Below are 15,824 nucleotides of genomic sequence, written 5' to 3'. Positions count from 1 at the left end.
CTGAATGTTGCACGCAACAATTGTTGTGCAAACGATTCTGTTTAGTTCGATCGCGGCTGCGGCGCGAACAATCTGAGAACATCTCTTGCCGACTCGCCCCGAGCCGCGCGATCACGGCCCATGCGCCCGAGCTATGCCCTGATCACCTGCGCCTGCGGCCACCGCGCCACGGTCGCCATGTCGCGCTGGCTGCACCGTGACGAGGTGCTGCGGCGGGCGCGGTGTTCGGTGTGTGGCCGGCGTGGCGCAGTGGACATGATCGCGCTGACCGGTGTGGTGGGCGGGTCGATGGGCCTGCGGCCAGCGCGCGAGGTGGTGGGGCTGCCGGTGATCGAGGTTTAGGGCCAGGGGGCTTGGCGCCGTTCCAGGCGCGCGGTATCGAGCCGCCATGAAAGTCACCCACAACACCGCGGCTGGCACCTTCACCTTGACCGGGAAGATGTGGTCGAACACCTATCCTCTCGACCAGCTCGACGCCTGGCTTGCGTTTTACCGTCGCCAGCGGGACGAACACCCGAAGTCGGGCAACTCGTATGACAAGGGGATCGCGGGGCTTGGGCGTTGCAGGCACAGCTCAAGGCCGCGACCAGCTGACCAGCTCGCGCTGCGGGCGGAGGGGCAGGCCGGCGCGTGTGTGCGTGTACTGGGACGCTGGGCGGAGGCGGTTTCTCGTGGAAAAGGTTGAAGGCAGCCCCGCAACATTCGCGATCCGTTCACGACCTGTCCGGGGATTTTCGCAGCGGACTATCCGGGGATTTCAGGTGCTTGCGGATGGATTTGCATTCCGGCGCGGACTGTCTCTAATACGGCTGGATGTGAGGAGGCAGGGATGGACGAACAGGAAAGAGCGGCGTGGAATCAGGAGTTTCAGGCCAACAACTCGGCGGCTCGGGACGCAGCGGACAAGATCATAGCCATGCTGGTTCTGATCAATGGCGGGGCAGCGGTTGCTGTGCTCTCTTCGCTGTCCAGCGTAGCCGAGACTGCAGGTGAATCTCCAGACACAGTGCGTGGTGTTGCCGAAGCACTAATGCTCTACGCGTGGGGCTTGGTCGCGGCAGTTGTTGCCGGCGTATGCGCGTACTTTACCCACTATGCCAACGCTGCAACGGCTGCCCGCTATGTCGCTGGCATGCGGTGGGAAATTTACCCTTGGATCAAGCGAGCGTTCCACTTCACGGGGATTTTGGCCGTAGTCATCTCTGGAGTGCTCTTTGTGATGGGCTCGCTAGCCATCAAGGAAGCGGTCCTGAGCTTCCTCGGTTAGCCGGTTCGCCGCGTCGGGGTCTCAGAGGGACTAACGAAGCTCTCCAAAGTTCATTGAACTGACAAGAACCGGAACAGATGGCGAAAACGCACATCTGGGGCCGCCTACAAAGTGCTCGTTTCGCCAGATTACAACAGGTTGCGCCTCGGCGGCTTCGTTTACACCGAGGATGTCGGAGGTTCAGTCTCCCCGCTATATGGCACCAGGTCTGTGTGAGAGGGTCGCTGTAGCTGAGCGGCTCTAAGTCAAGGGGGCACAGACCTACCTTCGCTGAACTAACCTAATCTCGGTGCATGCGATCAATTAAGTAATGGAGGCAAAGAAGCGTGACGGTCAGGAGACTGCTGAGAACCCAAGTGTAAACAAACCACCAGCCGAGCTTTAGGAATTCGGAGACGCTGTCATCGATCGCAGGACCGAGTGTCACAGCCGAAGCGACGGAGCCCATGACATAAACTAAGATCGCGATGAAGGCACAGTAGCCGAGCAGGATCGAAAGAAATCTGCGTCGGGATATGCTGGAAAAAACTTTCTTATACCTCTCCCGGATAACGGGCACGCTGCCCTTCATCGGGCCATCTAAGCCAACGTTAGGAAAACTCGTCACTGCGGCAAGCGCTGCAATGTAGAAGCCAATCAGTACACCCATCAAGTTTGTTGTGCTGCTAACCGCCATCGACAGATTAAACTTGAGGTAACTTGGGTCTAGGATGTAGATCGCCGCAACAATTATTGCGGCTAAGACAGTCGGGAAGTGCCACTGGTACAGCTTAATGTCGTCGCTTTTCAGGCGGAAGAAGGAGAATGGTGTGAGGAGGTGGATGACATTCGAGATCACCATTCCTCTTGAAATCGCCATGTTATTCTCCTCGTACAGCCAGCGCGCGCATCTTGTTCAAAACATCCTGCCGAAGGTCCGAGTAGCTTTGTGTGAGGTCTTCGTCGAAATCTTTTATAATCTCGTTAAGGTAAAAAGTCGATTCCAATGCCTCGCGTGCCGCCTCATCTGCCGCTTCTGCATCTGATGTTATCTCCGAGGTCTTGATTTGATTGTCCTTGGATTTGATTCGGACAAGCAGGTGACGTTCCTCTCCCTCGACAGGCGTCCATCCGCGCAATTTGGTAAACGCATCGCTGAAAACTTTGACAGCCTCTTCGCGGGACACCCTGCGTTTGATCGACCACCGAATTTGGCGGGTCTCTTCTCGCACGGGACTGTCTTCGTCAGCACCCGCGTCAAGGGTTTTGTGGCCAACAAGCTCTACATCTTGGAGTGATCCTTGATCGATGGCGTCCTGCAGGGTTCGAGATTGTTGGCCCTCAATAACCACCTTTCCGGTATAGGCTCTTTCCGCGCCGTCGATTTCGATGGATTTCGGGAATCCTCGCAGGAGCCAGTTAAGGTGCGCCGTCAGAGAATAGAACTGCACACCTGGCACCTTCTCGCAAAGGATCAGGTACTTGTTCCGTCGATCTGGTTGCCTGGCAATCAATACATGAGCGCAAAAGTGACCACCCTCTGTCGCAAGTTTGATGCCAGTTCTGGATGTGTTCGCTTGAAAGTCGAAAAAGGAAGGATCCGCAATCCGTTTGTCGCCAACCTCAATCATCAGATAGACATAGTTGTCGTCTTGTTGAACGTGCGACGTCCACATTCTCTTATCGTCGCTTAAGTAGTTTCGACGCCCTTCCGGTTGCCCTTCTACAGCCCGAAGGGCAGCAAAGAGATCATCGATGCGGTGCTGAGGTGCTGTCTCGGGTGCTCTAGCATGGTTCCTGACGTGAAGGCGCCCGATGGTGACCCATCGATGTGTTGAGGGAAGTGCCATGTATATTGGTCCGGGTATAGATCTTGTGCGTCACGCCCGGACACAACTGCACCAGCCGCGGCCGGTACCCTAACGCCTGCTTTTACCTAGCCAAGAGATTCGTGTTCGCTCCCCGGCGCCCGCCCACGCACGGCTCGGTTCAGTGCAACCGGCTCTGATCGATCTTGTTGTTTCGCATATTGTGGATCTGGTGGCTGCGCCGGATGGCTCGGAGTTCGTCATGTTGCCTGCCCGTGTCCGAGAGGCTAGCTCTATCGCCATGCAAGTCACTCACGATGCCGCGGCCGGCACCTTCACCCTGACCGGCAAGATCTGGTCGAACACCTATCCGCTCGACCAGCTCGATGCCTGGCTGCTCTTCTATCGCCGACAGCGAGATGACCACCCGAAGGCGCTCGATTCTTATGACGCGGCGATCACGGGGCTCGAGGCGCTAAAGGCTCGACTGGATTGAGCGGTCGGTTTCCAGACTGCCTTGCAAGCCATTGAAATTACATGGGGCGGAATTCCCATAGTTGCCAGCGCAAGCGTCTGAAATCTATGGCCGCTGGGCCTTCTCCACGGCTCGCCATTCACCAATATACTGCTGCAGAGAAGGCATAAGAGTGCACGGTTTGGCACTTTTCGCGCACACCCCTGTCAAGCGCGAAAGGTGCGATCATGCGTCACGCGGCCCTATTCGGCTGTAATCACGACGTATTTTCCTGACAACCAACTCGAGACACCTGTTCCCGAGGGAGCTGCCTGTTCCTCATCAGAGGAGATGCTCGATGTCCGGGCGCATCCAGATCTGGCCGGCGGATCGCCCGTCGAGCTGCAAGGTCGCCACGCCGGCAGCCTTGATGCGCGCCAGAACCGTCTTCTGATGCAGTTCGAACTCGGTCGCCGCCGTCGGCGTTGTTGCTCTAATCGGCTGAAGGCCGATCTGTCCCTTTCCCGCTCGGTCTTCAGCTCACGGCAGTGATCTCGGCGGTGCCGAGGGTGTTGTATCTGTTCATGATGGCGATGCGGATCTGGATCTCTGTGGTCGGCCGATCCGGGTCGCGGGAAGCGATGCGGTCGCCGAAGGCCTTGAGACAATTCATTCGCGCCTCGACCCGACTTCGGATGTGGTAGCCAACCGAACGCTTCCAGCTGGCTCGCCCCAAGCGCCGTGTCTCGTTCAAGATGTTGTTTCGGACGCAGGCGGCCTGGCAGTCCTCCTTCCAGGCGCGACCGTTCTTGCGGATCGGGATGCGCGCTTCGGCCCCTCGCTCGTTGATCGCGACATGGCATCGTCTGGTGTCATAGGCACCGTCGGCCGTGACCGAACCGATCTCAGTATCCTCGGGGATCTGCGCCAGAAGGGCTGGAAGCAGCGGGCTGTCGCCTTGCCGACTGGACGTGAACTCGACGGCCCGGACGTCTCCGGTCTGAGCATCCACGCCGATATGGACCTTGCGCCATTGCCTGCGGCGCGACGCACCATGCTTGCGTGCCTGCCACTCTCCATCGCCGCGGAACTTGATGCCGGTGCTATCAACGAGCAGGGTCACGGGGCCGTCCGGGCGGCGATAGGGGATCTGCACCGCAAGCCGCGCCTGGCGGCGGCAGAGCGTGGAATGGTCCGGCACAGGCCAGTCCAATCCTGCCATCTCGATCAGGCTGGCGACCAGCCCCACCGTTTGCCGGAGCGGCAAGCCGAACAACACCTTCAGCGTCAGGCAGGTCTGAATCGCCTGCGTCGGGAAAACAGTCCCCCGGACTGTTTTCCGCTCCTCCGCAGTCGGAGAAGGTCTCTGGATGGCCGCGCTTGCCGGTCTTCGCGGCATGCCAAGCCATCGTCGGGTCGAACCAGATCGAGAGCGATCCGCGGCGGCGCAGAGCGGCATTATAGTCGGGCCAGTTCGTCGTGCGATAGCGAGGGGAAGAGGGCTTCGGCATGGCCCGAAGCTAACGTGCAGGATTCACGACGTGAATCCGCCTCACTGATAAGTGCAACAACGCCGATCGGCGTGATCATCAGCACGCTCGCCGGGCTGATGATCCTGATGCCCGGCATGGGCGGCGGCATCTTCGCGCGCAAGCTGCCCAATGCCGGCGCGATGATCACCTACGTCCTGATCGCGCATGTCGTCTTCGCCATCGCGCAATATCTGCTCGCGCGCCTCGTGGCCTAAGTCATGCGTCTTGGACTCAGATCACGGGTCGGAGCAGCCGCGGCGGGCTCCGCGGCCCTCCTGCTCGGCGCACTCGGGTTCCAGTATCTGGGCGGCATCCCACCCTGCCACCTGTGCATGGACCAGCGCTGGGTCCATGTCGCGGCTTTGCTCGTCGGGATAGTGGCGATCATCACGCGGCGAGGCAGCCTGGCGGTGATCGGCAGCCTGATCGCCGTCGGCTCGGCGATGCTTGCCGGCTACCATGTCGGGGTCGAGCAAGGCGTCTTCGCAGGTCCGAGTTCCTGCACCTCGGATCCGGTGGGCAGCCTCGGCGTGGACGAGCTTTACCGTCGGATCTGAACCGCGCCGGGTCTGCCGGAGGCTGATTTCGGTTAGTTACGCGGCCATGTCTTCAGTTTCCAGCGCGGCGTAGAAGTTTGCCTCGGCTTCCGCCGGCGGGATGTTCCCGATCGGCTCGAGCAGGCGGCGGTTGTTGAACCAGTCCACCCATTCAAGGGTGGCATATTCGACGGCCTCGAAGTTGCGCCACGGGCCACGGCGATGGATGACCTCGGCCTTGAAGAGACCGTTGATCGTTTCCGCCAACGCGTTGTCGTAGCTGTCGCCGACACTGCCCACGGATGGTTCGATGCCGGCCTCACCCAACCGCTCGGTGTAGCGAATAGACAGGTATTGCGACCCGCGGTCGGAATGGTGGACGAGCCCCGCGCCCTTGACTGGGCGGCGATCGTGGACAGCCTGTTCGAGGGCATCGAGAACGAAGCCTGCGTGCGCTGTTTGGCTCGCCCGCCAGCCAACGATGCGGCGCGCGTAGGCGTCGATGACGAAAGCGACATAGACGAACCCCCTCCAGGTGGCGACGTAAGTGAAATCGCTGACCCAGAGCATGTCAGGCGCGGGCACGCGGAACTGCCGATTCACCTTGTCCAGCGGGCACGGGGCCTTCTTGTCGGGGGTGGTCGTCTTGTGCGGCTTGCCCCGGATGATGCCTTGAATACCCATGCCCTTCATCAGCCGAGCCACGGTGCAACGGGCGACGGTGAAACCCTCCCGATGCAGTTGATGCCAGACCTTACGCACGCCGTAGACACGCCAGTTCTCCTCGAAGATGCGCTCGATCTCGGGCCGCAGGACTGCGTCGCGTCGGGCTCGATCTGACAACCGGGCCGGATCGGCCCGCTTCGCCAGGTGATCTTAGTAGGTGGATGGGGCGATCGGCAGAACCTTGCAGATCGGCTCGACCCCGTGCTCCCCTCGCTGATCGTCGATGAACCCGACCATCACTTCGACCGGCGGTCGAGCCTCTCAGGCACTGCTCGAAGCAGTGACGCAGTGCCTTCGAGCATCGCAAAATGTGCGCTCGCCTTGCGCAGGATCTCGTTGGCTTGGCGCAGCTCCCGGTTCTCCCGCTCCCGCGCCTGCATCTTCTCTGCCATGTCGGTCGGGATGCCAGCACGCTTGCCGCTGTCGACCTCGGCTTTCTTGACCCACTCGTTCAGGGTCTGGGGTGCACAGCCGATCTTCGCGGAAATCGACATGACCGCCTGCCTGCGCGATCCATGCTGACCCTGATTGTCGAGAACCAGGCGCACGGCACGCTCGCGCACTTCGGGGGAAAACTTGTTCGTCGTCTTGCTCATGATGCTCCATCCTACTCAGGAGTTGGAGCCTCCGGCAAACATGGGGCGGTTCAGTCAGCCGAGTAGAGCAACAACGCCGTGAGGATCGCATCCAGAGTGGGCGGCCAGATGCCGGCTCGCTGACATGCTCCCTTTAGAGTCCGCGTTCTTTAGTTCGTTCTGTTCAGGGTTTGGTCCTCTACTGCCCCTTGGGGATACTCCCACGGGGTGAGCCCGTCGAGGCTCGTGTGGGGACGGTGATGGTTGCAGTCGTCGCGCCGGGCCGAGATTAGCTCCCGAGCGTGGCACAGGTTGGCGAACAGGTGCCCGTTGCGGCACCCGTCTCGCGGGCGGCCATTGAAGCTCTCGACGGCGAGCGGCGAGCCGCCACCGGTTCGGGGCCGCCGCGCGCGTTCTGCATGGGCTTTCCCGGAGCGATGTCGTGCCACTCGACCTTGCGGTCCTTCTGCCATTTGAGGATGGCGTTCGAGGTCAACGCCGTGCCCCTCCTGAGGAAAACGATCCCCCGGATCGTTTTCTGATCCTCGTCGATCGCTGACCATCATGCATGGATGGCCGCGCATCCGAGCGATGCTGTCGAGCTCACAGCCAACGCGCTGCCCTGACAGCGAGGTGTCCACGACCGCGGCCAGGCATTCCCGGCTGAAGTCGTCGATGACGCACAGCACCCGGAAGCGGCGACCATCTGACACCCGGCCAACCCCGCGTCGGCTTGGATCCCAGCCACGATGACCCAGTCACGATGGCCCAACCAGGATCGCCATGCGCGCCCAGCCGGCGCATGGAAAAAGCCCGGCCGGATCGCTCCGGCCGGGCTTCCCGACGCAACCGTCGTGGTCGTTCACATCGGCTTCTTGACGTCTTCCATCGACATGCCGAGCTCGATCGTGTCCTCGGGCACGTAGTTCTCCGGCACCACGACCGAGAAGATGCCGCCGCCCATCGCCTCGCTGCGGTTCACGTAGATCCGCTGGCGGTTGTCGGCTTCTTCGGCGACACCGTCGACGACGCCGACGACCTCGCCGTCAGAGGTCATGACGGTCTTGCCCAGCAGGGCATCGCCTTCGATCATGTTCGTGGGCATCTCGGTCGCCTCGGACTTGGCGTCCCGCACGAAGCCGCTGGGATCGTCGCTGCCGTCGGCCTTGGTGGTCATCGACTGCGCGAAGGCCGCGCCGGTCATGAGCGAGAGGGCGGCGACGCCGGTCAGGAATTTGCTGGCGGTTTTCATGTAAGGTCCTCCTTCGATCTTCGATCACCGGAACCCGCCGTCGTGGTCGGGATCTGCGATGCTTCGAACAACAAACGATCCGCCCTGCGGAAATGGTCCCGGCCCGGGCGCGTAGCCCGACTGTGTGCAGGCGCTCGGATCTCGCCGGGGCCGTTGCGCGTTGGGGAACGTCCCAAGGCTGCCGGCCTGGGGCAGGGCGCCCGCCAGCCCGCGCCGCGGCCGGGGGCACCGTCGGGCCGTTCCATCGCTTCAGCGCCAGCGCGGTGGCCCCGCGCATCCTCGCGGATGTGACCCACGCGCTGCAACGTCCCGGTCACGCCAGCCCCGTCTGGCGTTGCGGTTGGCGAGCGGCGTGCTGCGGCCGACCGAGCCCGCCAGCGCCCGGGGCACTGCAGGATTGCCCCGAGGCTGTCCGTGTCCGCGCCACCGTCCCGGGACGGTGGCGCGGACACGGGCCAGTTTCCCGCGTCATCATGACCCGGCGCAGCACATGGCCTGCAGGACGGCGGCATCGGAGGGCGATTGGATGGCAAAACCTTCGACGTCCAGCGCAAGCGGCGCACCGGCCCGGCGACTTGCGGCCGAAGCGGCCCGCACGGGCGCCACCGCGGCGGCACCAGTGGCCCAGACGCCCGCGTCTTGGGCGCTTCGACGGCCGCGCCCGGGCGCGGCGGGCCGGGCGGCGCGTCGGCGTTGACAAGCCCGGCCAGCGCTCCGTAGCGTGATCCTCATCGTTTGCGTGCAAACGGAAGTTCCGCCGCCAGCCACTTCAGGGAAGGGCCGCCGCATGTCGCCTCACCGCCCCGCAGCCTCGATCCCCGGCCCGCGCCGCGCCCGCCCGGAGGCCGCGGCATGAGCGCGCGCGCAACCGGGGCCTTCGCCGGGATCGACGTCGGCGGCACCTTCACCGACCTCGTGCATTACGACAGCCGCAGCGGGCAGGTGAGGCTGGCCAAGGTGCCCACGACGCTCGACAATCAGGCGCATGGCGTGCTGGCCGCGCTTGACGCGGCGGGGGTCGATGCCGCGGCGCTGGACCTGATCGTGCACGGCACCACCACCACCACCAACGCGGTGCTGGAACGCCAGCTCTGCCGCACCGGACTGATCACCACCGAGGGCTTCCGCGACGTGCTGGAACTCGGCCGCCGCACCCGGCCGCAGGCCTATGGCATGAAGGGCCAGTTCCGCCCGCTGATCCCGCGCGACCTGCGCCTCGAGGTGCCCGAGCGGATGATGGCCACGGGCGCGGTCTACCGCCCGCTGGACGAGGACGCGCTGCGCGACCGGCTGCGCCGGCTGGTGGCCGCGGGCTGCGAGGCGCTGGTGATCCACTTCCTGCACGCCTATGCCAACCCCGCGCACGAGATCCGCGCGGGCGAGATCGCGCGCGAGGAATGGCCCAACGGCAACATCACGCTGGGCCATGCGCTGCTGTCGGAAAGCCGCGAGTTCGAACGCGGGGTGACGGCGGCGGTCAACGCTTCGGTCCAGCCGCTGCTGCGCCGCTATGTCGAGCGGCTGGCCGACCGGCTGGCCGAGCGGGGATATGACCGCGACCTTCTGGTGATGAACGGCAACGGCGGCATGGTGTCGGCCCGGATCGTGGCCGAGGAGGCGGCGAAGACGGTGATGTCGGGGCCGGCCTCGGGGGTGATGGCGGCGGCCTATACCGGGCGGCGGGCGGGGATCCCGGACCTGCTGACCTACGACATGGGCGGCACCTCGACCGACGTGGCGATGATCCGCGGCGCCGACCCGGCCGTCAGCCACGAGATCGAGATCGAATACGCGATGCCGATCCACGTGCCGATGGTCGACGTGCGCACGGTGGGGGCCGGGGGCGGCTCGATCGCGCGGATCGACGCGGCGGGGCTGCTGCAGGTGGGCCCGGACAGCGCGGGCTCGACCCCGGGGCCGATCTGCTACGGCAAGGGCGGCACCCGGCCGACGATCTCGGACGCCAACATGCTGCTGGGCCGGATGGACCCGGGCAAGCTGAACACCATGGCGGGCGGGGTGTCGATCGACACGATCCGCGCGGCCTTCGCCGAGCATCTCGGCGCGCGGCTGGGGCTTGCGCCCGAGGCGGCGGCGGCGGCGGTGTTGCGCATCGCCACGGCGAAGATGGCCGACGCGGTGCGGATGGTGTCGATCTCGCTTGGCGAGGACCCGCGCGACTTCGCGCTTTTCGCCTTCGGCGGCGCCGGGCCGCTGCATGCCTGCGCCATCGCGCGCGAACTCGGCGTGCCGCGGGTGCTGGTGCCGGCGCGGCCCGGGATCACCAACGCGCTGGGCTGCGTCGTGGCCGACCTGCGCCACGACTTCGTGCAGACCGTGAACCGGCCGCTGGACGCCGTCGACATCGACGCGCTGCACGCGATCTTCGCCGAGCAGGCCGAGGCCGGCCGGGCCGCCATCGCCCGCGAGCGGGTCGAGATCGAGGCGCTGCGCCTGAGCCATTCGGTCGAGATGCAGTTCATCGGCCAAACCCACCTGCTGCGCGTCCCGGTCCCGACCGCGACGCCCACGCGCGAGGCGCTGCGCAGCCTGTTCGAAGAGGCCTATTTCCGCCGCTTCCAGGTCCGCCTGCCGGAAATCCGCCCGGCGGTGGTGAACCTCGCCACCTCGGTCATCGGCCGCCGGCCCGAGATCGACCTGTCGCGGCTGATCGACGCCTCGGGGCGCAAGGCCACGCTCGCGCAGGCGCAGACCGCGACCCGCCCGGTCTGGTTCGACGGCTGGGTCGACACGCCGGTCTACTGGCGCGACCACCTGCCTGCCGACGCGGTCATCGCCGGACCCGCGATCGTCGAGCAGATGGACTGCACGCTGGTGATGGAGCCGGGCTGCGAGGCGCATCAGGACGCGGACGGCAACCTGATCGTGACGCTCGCCCCCGCGGCGGCGGCGGACGCGGCGCAGATGCAGATGGAAGGGGCCTGACATGGCGATCGATCCGATCACGCTCTCGGTGATCCAGTCCGGCCTGCAGCAGGTCTGCGACGAGATGGACCTGAGCTTCTCGCGCGCGGCCTTCTCGCCGGTGATCGCCGAGGCCAACGACCGCTCGGACGGGATCTATTCCGCCACCGACGGCAGCCTGATCGCGCAGGGCTCGCAGGGCCTGCCGGTCTTCGTCGGCACGATGCAGTTCTCGACCGCGACTCTGATCGAGATGATCCGCGACGGCCGCGCCGCGGCGCCGAAGCCGGGCGACATCTACATCGTCAACGACCCCTATCTCGGCGGCACCCACCTGATGGACGTGCGCTTCGCCATGCCGGTCTGGCGCGACGGCGAGATCTTCTGCTGGCTGTCGAACACCGGCCACTGGCCCGACACCGGCGGCGCGGTGCCGGGGGGCTTCTCGGCCTCGGCCACGGCGGTCGAGCAGGAGGGCCTGCGCCTGCCGCCGGTGCGGCTGTTCAAGCAGGGCGAGATGGACGCGGAGATCTACGCGATCATCTGCTCGAACATCCGCGTGGCCGACCAGCGCATCGGCGACGTCAAGGCGCAGGCCGCGGCCCTCTATGTCGGCGAGGCGCGGCTGGGGCGGCTTCTGGACCGCTACGGCGACGCCACCGTGCGCGAGGCGATCGCCGAGCTGCGCGCCCGCGCCGCGCGCCAGATGCGCGCCTCGGTCGCGCGCATCCCGCACGGCACCTACACCGCGCAGGCCTTCGTCGACAGCGACGGGGTGGTGAACCGGCCGCTCGAGATCCGCCTGTCGGTGACCTCGGACGACACGGGTCTGGTGTTCGACTTCTCCGGCTCGTCCCCGCCCTGCACGGGGCCGATGAACTCGGTCTGGGCGACGACGCAATCCTCGGTCTACCTCGCGATGCGCCACATCTTCCCCGAGGTGCCGATCTCGGCCGGCGCGTTCGAGCCGCTGCGGATCCTGCGCCCCGAGGGCACCTTCCTCGACGCGCGCTATCCGCGCCCGGTGTCGGGCTGCGCGGCCGAGGTCAGCCAGCGCATCGCCGAGGCGGTCTTCGCCGCCCTCGTCGGCCCCTTGCCCGACGTCGTCACCGCCGCGCCGGCCGGGTCCTCGGGCAATTTCGCGCTGGGCGGCGAGGTGCCCGAAGAGGGGCGCAGCTACGTCATGTACCAGATCTCGGGCGGCGGCTACGGCGGCTATGCCGGCGGCGACGGCATCTCGAACGGCTGCTCGACCATCGGCATCTCGAAATCGCCCCCGGTCGAGATCATGGAACAGCAGTTCCCGATCCTCTACCACCGCTATGCCCTGCACGAGGGGTCGGGCGGGGCGGGGCGGCACCGCGGCGGCTTCGGCCTCGACTACGAGGTCGAGCTGCTGCGCGGCACCGCGCGGGCAAGCTTCGTGATGGACCACGGCCGCTTCGGGCCGCAGGGCGCGCTGGGCGGCGAGGATGGCGGCGTGAACCGGGTCGTGGTCACGCAAGGCGGCCACAGCTTCGTGCCCGAGCACCTCTCCAAGGCGCAGGACATCGCGCTGAGCGCGGGCGACCGGGTCCATGTCCGCACCCCGGGCGGCGGTGGCTACGGCCCCGCGTCCGAGCGCGACCCGGCGCTGGTGGCCGAGGACGTCCGTCTCGGCCGCTATGACGCCGAGACGGCGAAGCGGCTGTTCGGCTAGGGCGGCCAGCCGGCCGCCGCCGGGGGCGGGCGGCATCAACCATTTCACCATCTTTCGGTGCCAAGCCTTGCGGGGCGCGCAACCGCGAGGATGGGACGGAGATGTTCGCAATGCCCAAGGCGGCCGGCATGGCTGCCGCGCCGACGGTCCGGGCCGCGGCGCGGGGCCCCGTCGCCGGCATCGCCGCCCCCCGCGCCCGGCACGGCTGAGGGGGGGGAACGCGCATGTCCGTCCTTCGCGGCCTCTCCGGCAGCATCCTCACCCGGATCGCCACGATCCTCGCGGCGCTTGGCGCGACGGCGCTCGCGGCGACGGTGATCGGCTGGATGGTGTTCCAGACCATCGCCACGGGGCTGGCCGAGTTCACCGAGGACCGGCTGCCGCAGCTCGAAAGCAGCGCCGCCGTCAGCCTCGCCGCGGCCGAGCTGCGCGGCCGCCTGATCGACCTGCTGGCGCTGCAGACCCGGGCCGAGCTTGCGGCGCTGGGCCCGGCGCTCGAGGCGACGCTGGCACAGGCGCGGGCCCGGATCGCGGCGCTCTCGCCCGAGCGTCGTGCCGCGCTCGACGCGGCGCTGCGCGCGGCCGGGCAGGGGCTGGCCGAGCTGGCGGCGGCGCGGGCGGCGGAATTCGACAGCCATGCCGCGATCGCCACCGCGGTCGAGCATGCCGCCGCGCTCGAGGCCGAGGTCGATGCCGCGCTGGCCGCCGCCTCTGCCCGCGCGCGCGACGAGATGCTGGCCGAGGGCGGCGCCGTGATCGCCGAACTCGATTCCGGGCTTGGCCGGATCCTCGACACCGATGTCGCGCTGTTGGGCACCGCGCTGCGGGCGCGGGCCGAGCTGAACCTGCTCGGCGGCCTCGCGCTCGCCGCGGCCGGGACCAACGATCCGGTGCTGCGCGCGGCGCTGGCCGCGCCGGCACGCGCCGCCGATGCCGCGCTCGCGGCGCTTGTGCCGCGGCTGGCCGAGGCGCCGGCGACCGCCGCCGCCGCCGGGCCTCTCGGGGCGGCGCGTGCCGGGCTCGCGCGGGCGTTCACCGCCGAGGGCCGCGTGGGCCCGCCCGATCCGTCCCGCCTGCCTGCGCCTTCCCCCCTGCCTGCGCCTGCCTCTCTACCTGCGCCGGCCCGCCTTCTCGACCTGCGCGCCGAGGCCGATGCCGCCCTCTCGGCGGCGCTCGGGGATCTCGGGACCGACCTCGCGACGCGCGGGGCGGGCACGCGCGCGCTCGGCCGCGGAACGCTGAGCCGCCTGCTCGAGGGGCAGGCGCTTCGGCTGCGCGACATCGCCGCGCTCGATGCCGCGGCCAAGCACGTCTTCGCCGCGGCGCTGCAGGTGGCGCTGGCGCCGGATGCGGCGACGCTGGGGCGGCGGGCGCAATCGCTCGCCGCCGCCGCCGCCGCCCTCGGCGACCGGGTCGCGGGCGAGGATCCGGCGCTGGTGGCGCAGGTCGCGGAGATGCTCGCGCTGGCCGATCCGGCAAGCGGCGTCGCGGCCAGCCGCCGCGCGGCGCTGGCGGCTGCCGACAAGGCCGCGCTCGAGGGGCGGCAGGCGACGGTCGCGGTGCTGGAGATCACCCGCCGCATCGGCGAGGACAGCGCGCGCAGCCGGGCGGCGATCGCGGCCACCTCGGCCGAGATCGGGGCGATGGTCGGTGCGGCCCGGGCGCGGATGGGGCTGCTGGGGGCGGGGGCGCTGGCGCTGCTGGCGGTGGCGCCGCTCCTGGCCTGGGCGATGATCGTGCGGCCGCTGAACCGCACGATCCGGGTGACCGAGCGGCTGGCGCAGGGCGAGCTGTCGCCGGTCACCGGATTGCCGGCACATGGCGAGCTTGGGCGGCTCGCGGCGGCGCTGCGGGTGTTTCGCGAGAACGCGCTTGAGCGGCAGCGCCTGCAGGCCGAGGAGCGCGCGCGCGAGCTGGCCGAACGCGCGCGCCTCGCCTCCGAGGCAGAGGAGACCCGCCGGCGCGAGGCCGCCGAGCGCGCGCGCGACCGCGCCCAGGCCGAGGAGGCGGCGGCGCGCGACCGCGCCGAGGCCGCCCGCACCGAGGCCGGCCGGCGCGAGGCCGAGGAGCGCCGCGCCGCCGAGGCCGAGGTGCAGGCGCAGGTGGTGAGCGCGCTGGCGCTGGGGCTTGGCCACCTGTCGCGCGGCGATCTCACCCATCGCATCGACCGCGCCTTTCCCGCCGCCTACGACCAGCTGCGGCGCGATTTCAACCAGGCGATCGAGACGCTGGGCGGCGTGATCGGCGGGCTGGCCGCCTCGGCCACGGTGATCGGCAGCTCCTCGATCGGGATCTCGCAGACCTCGGCCGAGCTGTCGCGCCGGACCGAAGCCGAGGCCGCGACGCTCGAGCAGACGGCGGCGGCGCTCGACCAGCTGACCGCCGCCGTCTCCTCCTCGGCCGAGGGCGCGCGGCAGGCGAACCTGCGCGTCGCCTCGGCCCGCCAGAGCGCCGAGACCAGCCGAACGATCATGACCGACGCCATGAGCGCGATGGGCAGCATCGAAAGCTCGTCGATGCAGATCGGGCGCATCACCTCGGTGCTCGACGACATCGCCTTCCAGACCAATCTGCTGGCGCTGAACGCGGGCGTCGAGGCCGCGCGGGCCGGCGAGGCCGGGCGCGGCTTCGCGGTCGTCGCCTCCGAGGTGCGGGCACTGGCGCTGCGCGCCGCCGAGGCCGCGGCCGAGATCAACCGCCTGATCGCCGACTCGCGCGGCCATGTGCAGAACGGCGTCACCTCGGTGCGCCAGGTCGGCTCCGCGCTCGAGACCATCGTGACCGCGGTGACCGAGATCTCGGACCATGTGGCGCGGATCTCTGCCACTGCGGCGGAACAATCCGCGGGCATCGGCGAGATCAACACCTCGGTCGGCGAACTGGACGCCGCTGCCCAGCGCAATGTCGCGATGTTCGAGGAAACCGCCGCCGCCTGCGGGATGCTGGTGCAGGAGGCGGGGCAGCTGTCGCAGGCGGTGAACCGCTTCGCGGTCCCCAAGGGACCCGCGACCAGCCCCGGTCCCGCGCCGCCGCGCCGCGCCGCCTGACCCGGTGCGACGGCGGCCAAGGCG

Annotated in this window: 12 protein-coding genes, 3 pseudogenes and 1 other annotated feature; of the genes and pseudogenes, 9 read left to right on the top strand and 6 right to left on the bottom strand. The window is 67.5% G+C overall.

Features of this window, described 5'->3' with window-relative positions; all coding sequences use genetic code 11:
* Window positions 1-120 precede the first annotated feature (120 nt).
* The 3 genes from V8J39_RS06390 to V8J39_RS06380 all read left to right on the top strand — a co-directional run bounded on the left by V8J39_RS06390 (window position 121) and on the right by V8J39_RS06380 (window position 1,267).
* On the top strand, window positions 121-342 hold the full coding sequence (locus tag V8J39_RS06390; protein ID WP_336460001.1) for a hypothetical protein: 222 nt from the start codon (window positions 121-123) through the stop codon (window positions 340-342).
* A gap of 46 nt (window positions 343-388) precedes the next feature.
* A complete protein-coding gene (locus V8J39_RS06385) occupies window positions 389-685 on the top strand; it encodes a hypothetical protein (RefSeq protein ID WP_336460000.1) in 297 nt (98 codons plus the stop codon).
* Between the two features lie 144 nt (window positions 686-829).
* Window positions 830-1,267: a hypothetical protein gene (locus V8J39_RS06380; RefSeq protein WP_336459999.1), complete on the top strand. Its 438-nt coding sequence runs from the start codon at window positions 830-832 to the stop codon at window positions 1,265-1,267.
* Between the two features lie 280 nt (window positions 1,268-1,547).
* Here the strand turns inward: V8J39_RS06380 and V8J39_RS06375 are convergent, their stop codons facing one another.
* Window positions 1,548-2,126: a hypothetical protein gene (locus tag V8J39_RS06375; protein WP_336459998.1), complete on the bottom strand. Its 579-nt coding sequence runs from the start codon at window positions 2,124-2,126 to the stop codon at window positions 1,548-1,550.
* Window position 2,127: 1 nt separating this feature from the next.
* On the bottom strand, window positions 2,128-3,096 hold the full coding sequence (locus V8J39_RS06370) for a hypothetical protein (protein ID WP_336459997.1): 969 nt from the start codon (window positions 3,094-3,096) through the stop codon (window positions 2,128-2,130).
* Window positions 3,097-3,355: 259 nt separating this feature from the next.
* Between V8J39_RS06370 and V8J39_RS06365 the strand changes: the two genes are divergently transcribed.
* Window positions 3,356-3,550 carry a hypothetical protein gene (locus V8J39_RS06365; protein WP_336459996.1) on the top strand — a complete coding sequence of 65 codons (195 nt, stop codon included), beginning with the start codon at window positions 3,356-3,358 and terminating at the stop codon, window positions 3,548-3,550.
* A gap of 493 nt (window positions 3,551-4,043) precedes the next feature.
* On the opposite strand, the pseudogene V8J39_RS06360 reads toward V8J39_RS06365, so the two are convergent.
* Window positions 4,044-5,019: pseudogene (locus V8J39_RS06360) on the bottom strand (IS5 family transposase).
* Window positions 5,020-5,090: 71 nt separating this feature from the next.
* Between V8J39_RS06360 and V8J39_RS06355 the strand changes: the two are divergent.
* Window positions 5,091-5,255 carry a DUF2938 family protein gene (locus V8J39_RS06355; protein ID WP_336459995.1) on the top strand — a complete coding sequence of 55 codons (165 nt, stop codon included), beginning with the start codon at window positions 5,091-5,093 and terminating at the stop codon, window positions 5,253-5,255.
* A 3-nt stretch (window positions 5,256-5,258) separates the two neighbouring features.
* Window positions 5,259-5,597: a disulfide bond formation protein B gene (locus V8J39_RS06350; protein WP_336459994.1), complete on the top strand. Its 339-nt coding sequence runs from the start codon at window positions 5,259-5,261 to the stop codon at window positions 5,595-5,597.
* A gap of 36 nt (window positions 5,598-5,633) precedes the next feature.
* Here the strand turns inward: V8J39_RS06350 and V8J39_RS06345 are convergent.
* The 3 genes and pseudogenes from V8J39_RS06345 to V8J39_RS06335 all read right to left on the bottom strand — a co-directional run bounded on the left by V8J39_RS06345 (window position 5,634) and on the right by V8J39_RS06335 (window position 8,129).
* Window positions 5,634-6,898 (bottom strand): annotated as a pseudogene (locus V8J39_RS06345) (IS3 family transposase).
* Window positions 6,465-6,575 (bottom strand) — a sequence feature (AL1L pseudoknot). It overlaps the preceding pseudogene by 111 nt.
* A 149-nt stretch (window positions 6,899-7,047) precedes the next feature.
* A pseudogene (locus V8J39_RS06340) lies at window positions 7,048-7,590 on the bottom strand (integrase core domain-containing protein); the annotation flags it as partial.
* 149 nt (window positions 7,591-7,739) lie between these two features.
* Window positions 7,740-8,129, bottom strand: coding sequence for a hypothetical protein (locus V8J39_RS06335; protein WP_336459993.1), 390 nt, complete (start codon window positions 8,127-8,129; stop codon window positions 7,740-7,742).
* An 852-nt stretch (window positions 8,130-8,981) separates the two neighbouring features.
* Here V8J39_RS06335 and V8J39_RS06330 point away from each other — a divergent pair.
* From V8J39_RS06330 to V8J39_RS06320, 3 genes are all read left to right on the top strand, one after another.
* Entirely contained in the window at window positions 8,982-11,075 is a 2,094-nt protein-coding gene (locus V8J39_RS06330; RefSeq protein WP_336459992.1) for a hydantoinase/oxoprolinase family protein, read from the top strand.
* Window position 11,076: 1 nt separating this feature from the next.
* Window positions 11,077-12,753: a hydantoinase B/oxoprolinase family protein gene (locus V8J39_RS06325; RefSeq protein ID WP_336459991.1), complete on the top strand. Its 1,677-nt coding sequence runs from the start codon at window positions 11,077-11,079 to the stop codon at window positions 12,751-12,753.
* 224 nt (window positions 12,754-12,977) lie between these two features.
* On the top strand, window positions 12,978-15,800 hold the full coding sequence (locus tag V8J39_RS06320) for a methyl-accepting chemotaxis protein (protein ID WP_336459990.1): 2,823 nt from the start codon (window positions 12,978-12,980) through the stop codon (window positions 15,798-15,800).
* Window positions 15,801-15,824 lie beyond the last annotated feature (24 nt).

Origin of the sequence: Frigidibacter sp. MR17.24 (assembly GCF_037095655.1) — a bacterium.
Taxonomy (GTDB): Bacteria; Pseudomonadota; Alphaproteobacteria; order Rhodobacterales; family Rhodobacteraceae; genus Frigidibacter.
This window is presented reverse-complemented; position numbering and strand designations above follow the sequence as displayed.

Excerpts from the sequence above, each read along its gene's own strand:
- V8J39_RS06365 (WP_336459996.1), top strand. The coding sequence starts at position 3,356 with ATGCAAGTCACTCACGATGCCGCGGCCGGCACCTTCACCCTGACCGGC.
- V8J39_RS06390 (WP_336460001.1), top strand. The coding sequence starts at position 121 with ATGCGCCCGAGCTATGCCCTGATCACCTGCGCCTGCGGCCACCGCGCC.
- V8J39_RS06375 (WP_336459998.1), bottom strand. The coding sequence starts at position 2,126 with ATGGCGATTTCAAGAGGAATGGTGATCTCGAATGTCATCCACCTCCTC.
- V8J39_RS06385 (WP_336460000.1), top strand. The coding sequence starts at position 389 with ATGAAAGTCACCCACAACACCGCGGCTGGCACCTTCACCTTGACCGGG.
- V8J39_RS06380 (WP_336459999.1), top strand. The coding sequence starts at position 830 with ATGGACGAACAGGAAAGAGCGGCGTGGAATCAGGAGTTTCAGGCCAAC.
- V8J39_RS06330 (WP_336459992.1), top strand. The coding sequence starts at position 8,982 with ATGAGCGCGCGCGCAACCGGGGCCTTCGCCGGGATCGACGTCGGCGGC.
- V8J39_RS06325 (WP_336459991.1), top strand. The coding sequence starts at position 11,077 with ATGGCGATCGATCCGATCACGCTCTCGGTGATCCAGTCCGGCCTGCAG.
- V8J39_RS06370 (WP_336459997.1), bottom strand. The coding sequence starts at position 3,096 with ATGGCACTTCCCTCAACACATCGATGGGTCACCATCGGGCGCCTTCAC.
- V8J39_RS06335 (WP_336459993.1), bottom strand. The coding sequence starts at position 8,129 with ATGAAAACCGCCAGCAAATTCCTGACCGGCGTCGCCGCCCTCTCGCTC.
- V8J39_RS06320 (WP_336459990.1), top strand. The coding sequence starts at position 12,978 with ATGTCCGTCCTTCGCGGCCTCTCCGGCAGCATCCTCACCCGGATCGCC.
- V8J39_RS06350 (WP_336459994.1), top strand. The coding sequence starts at position 5,259 with ATGCGTCTTGGACTCAGATCACGGGTCGGAGCAGCCGCGGCGGGCTCC.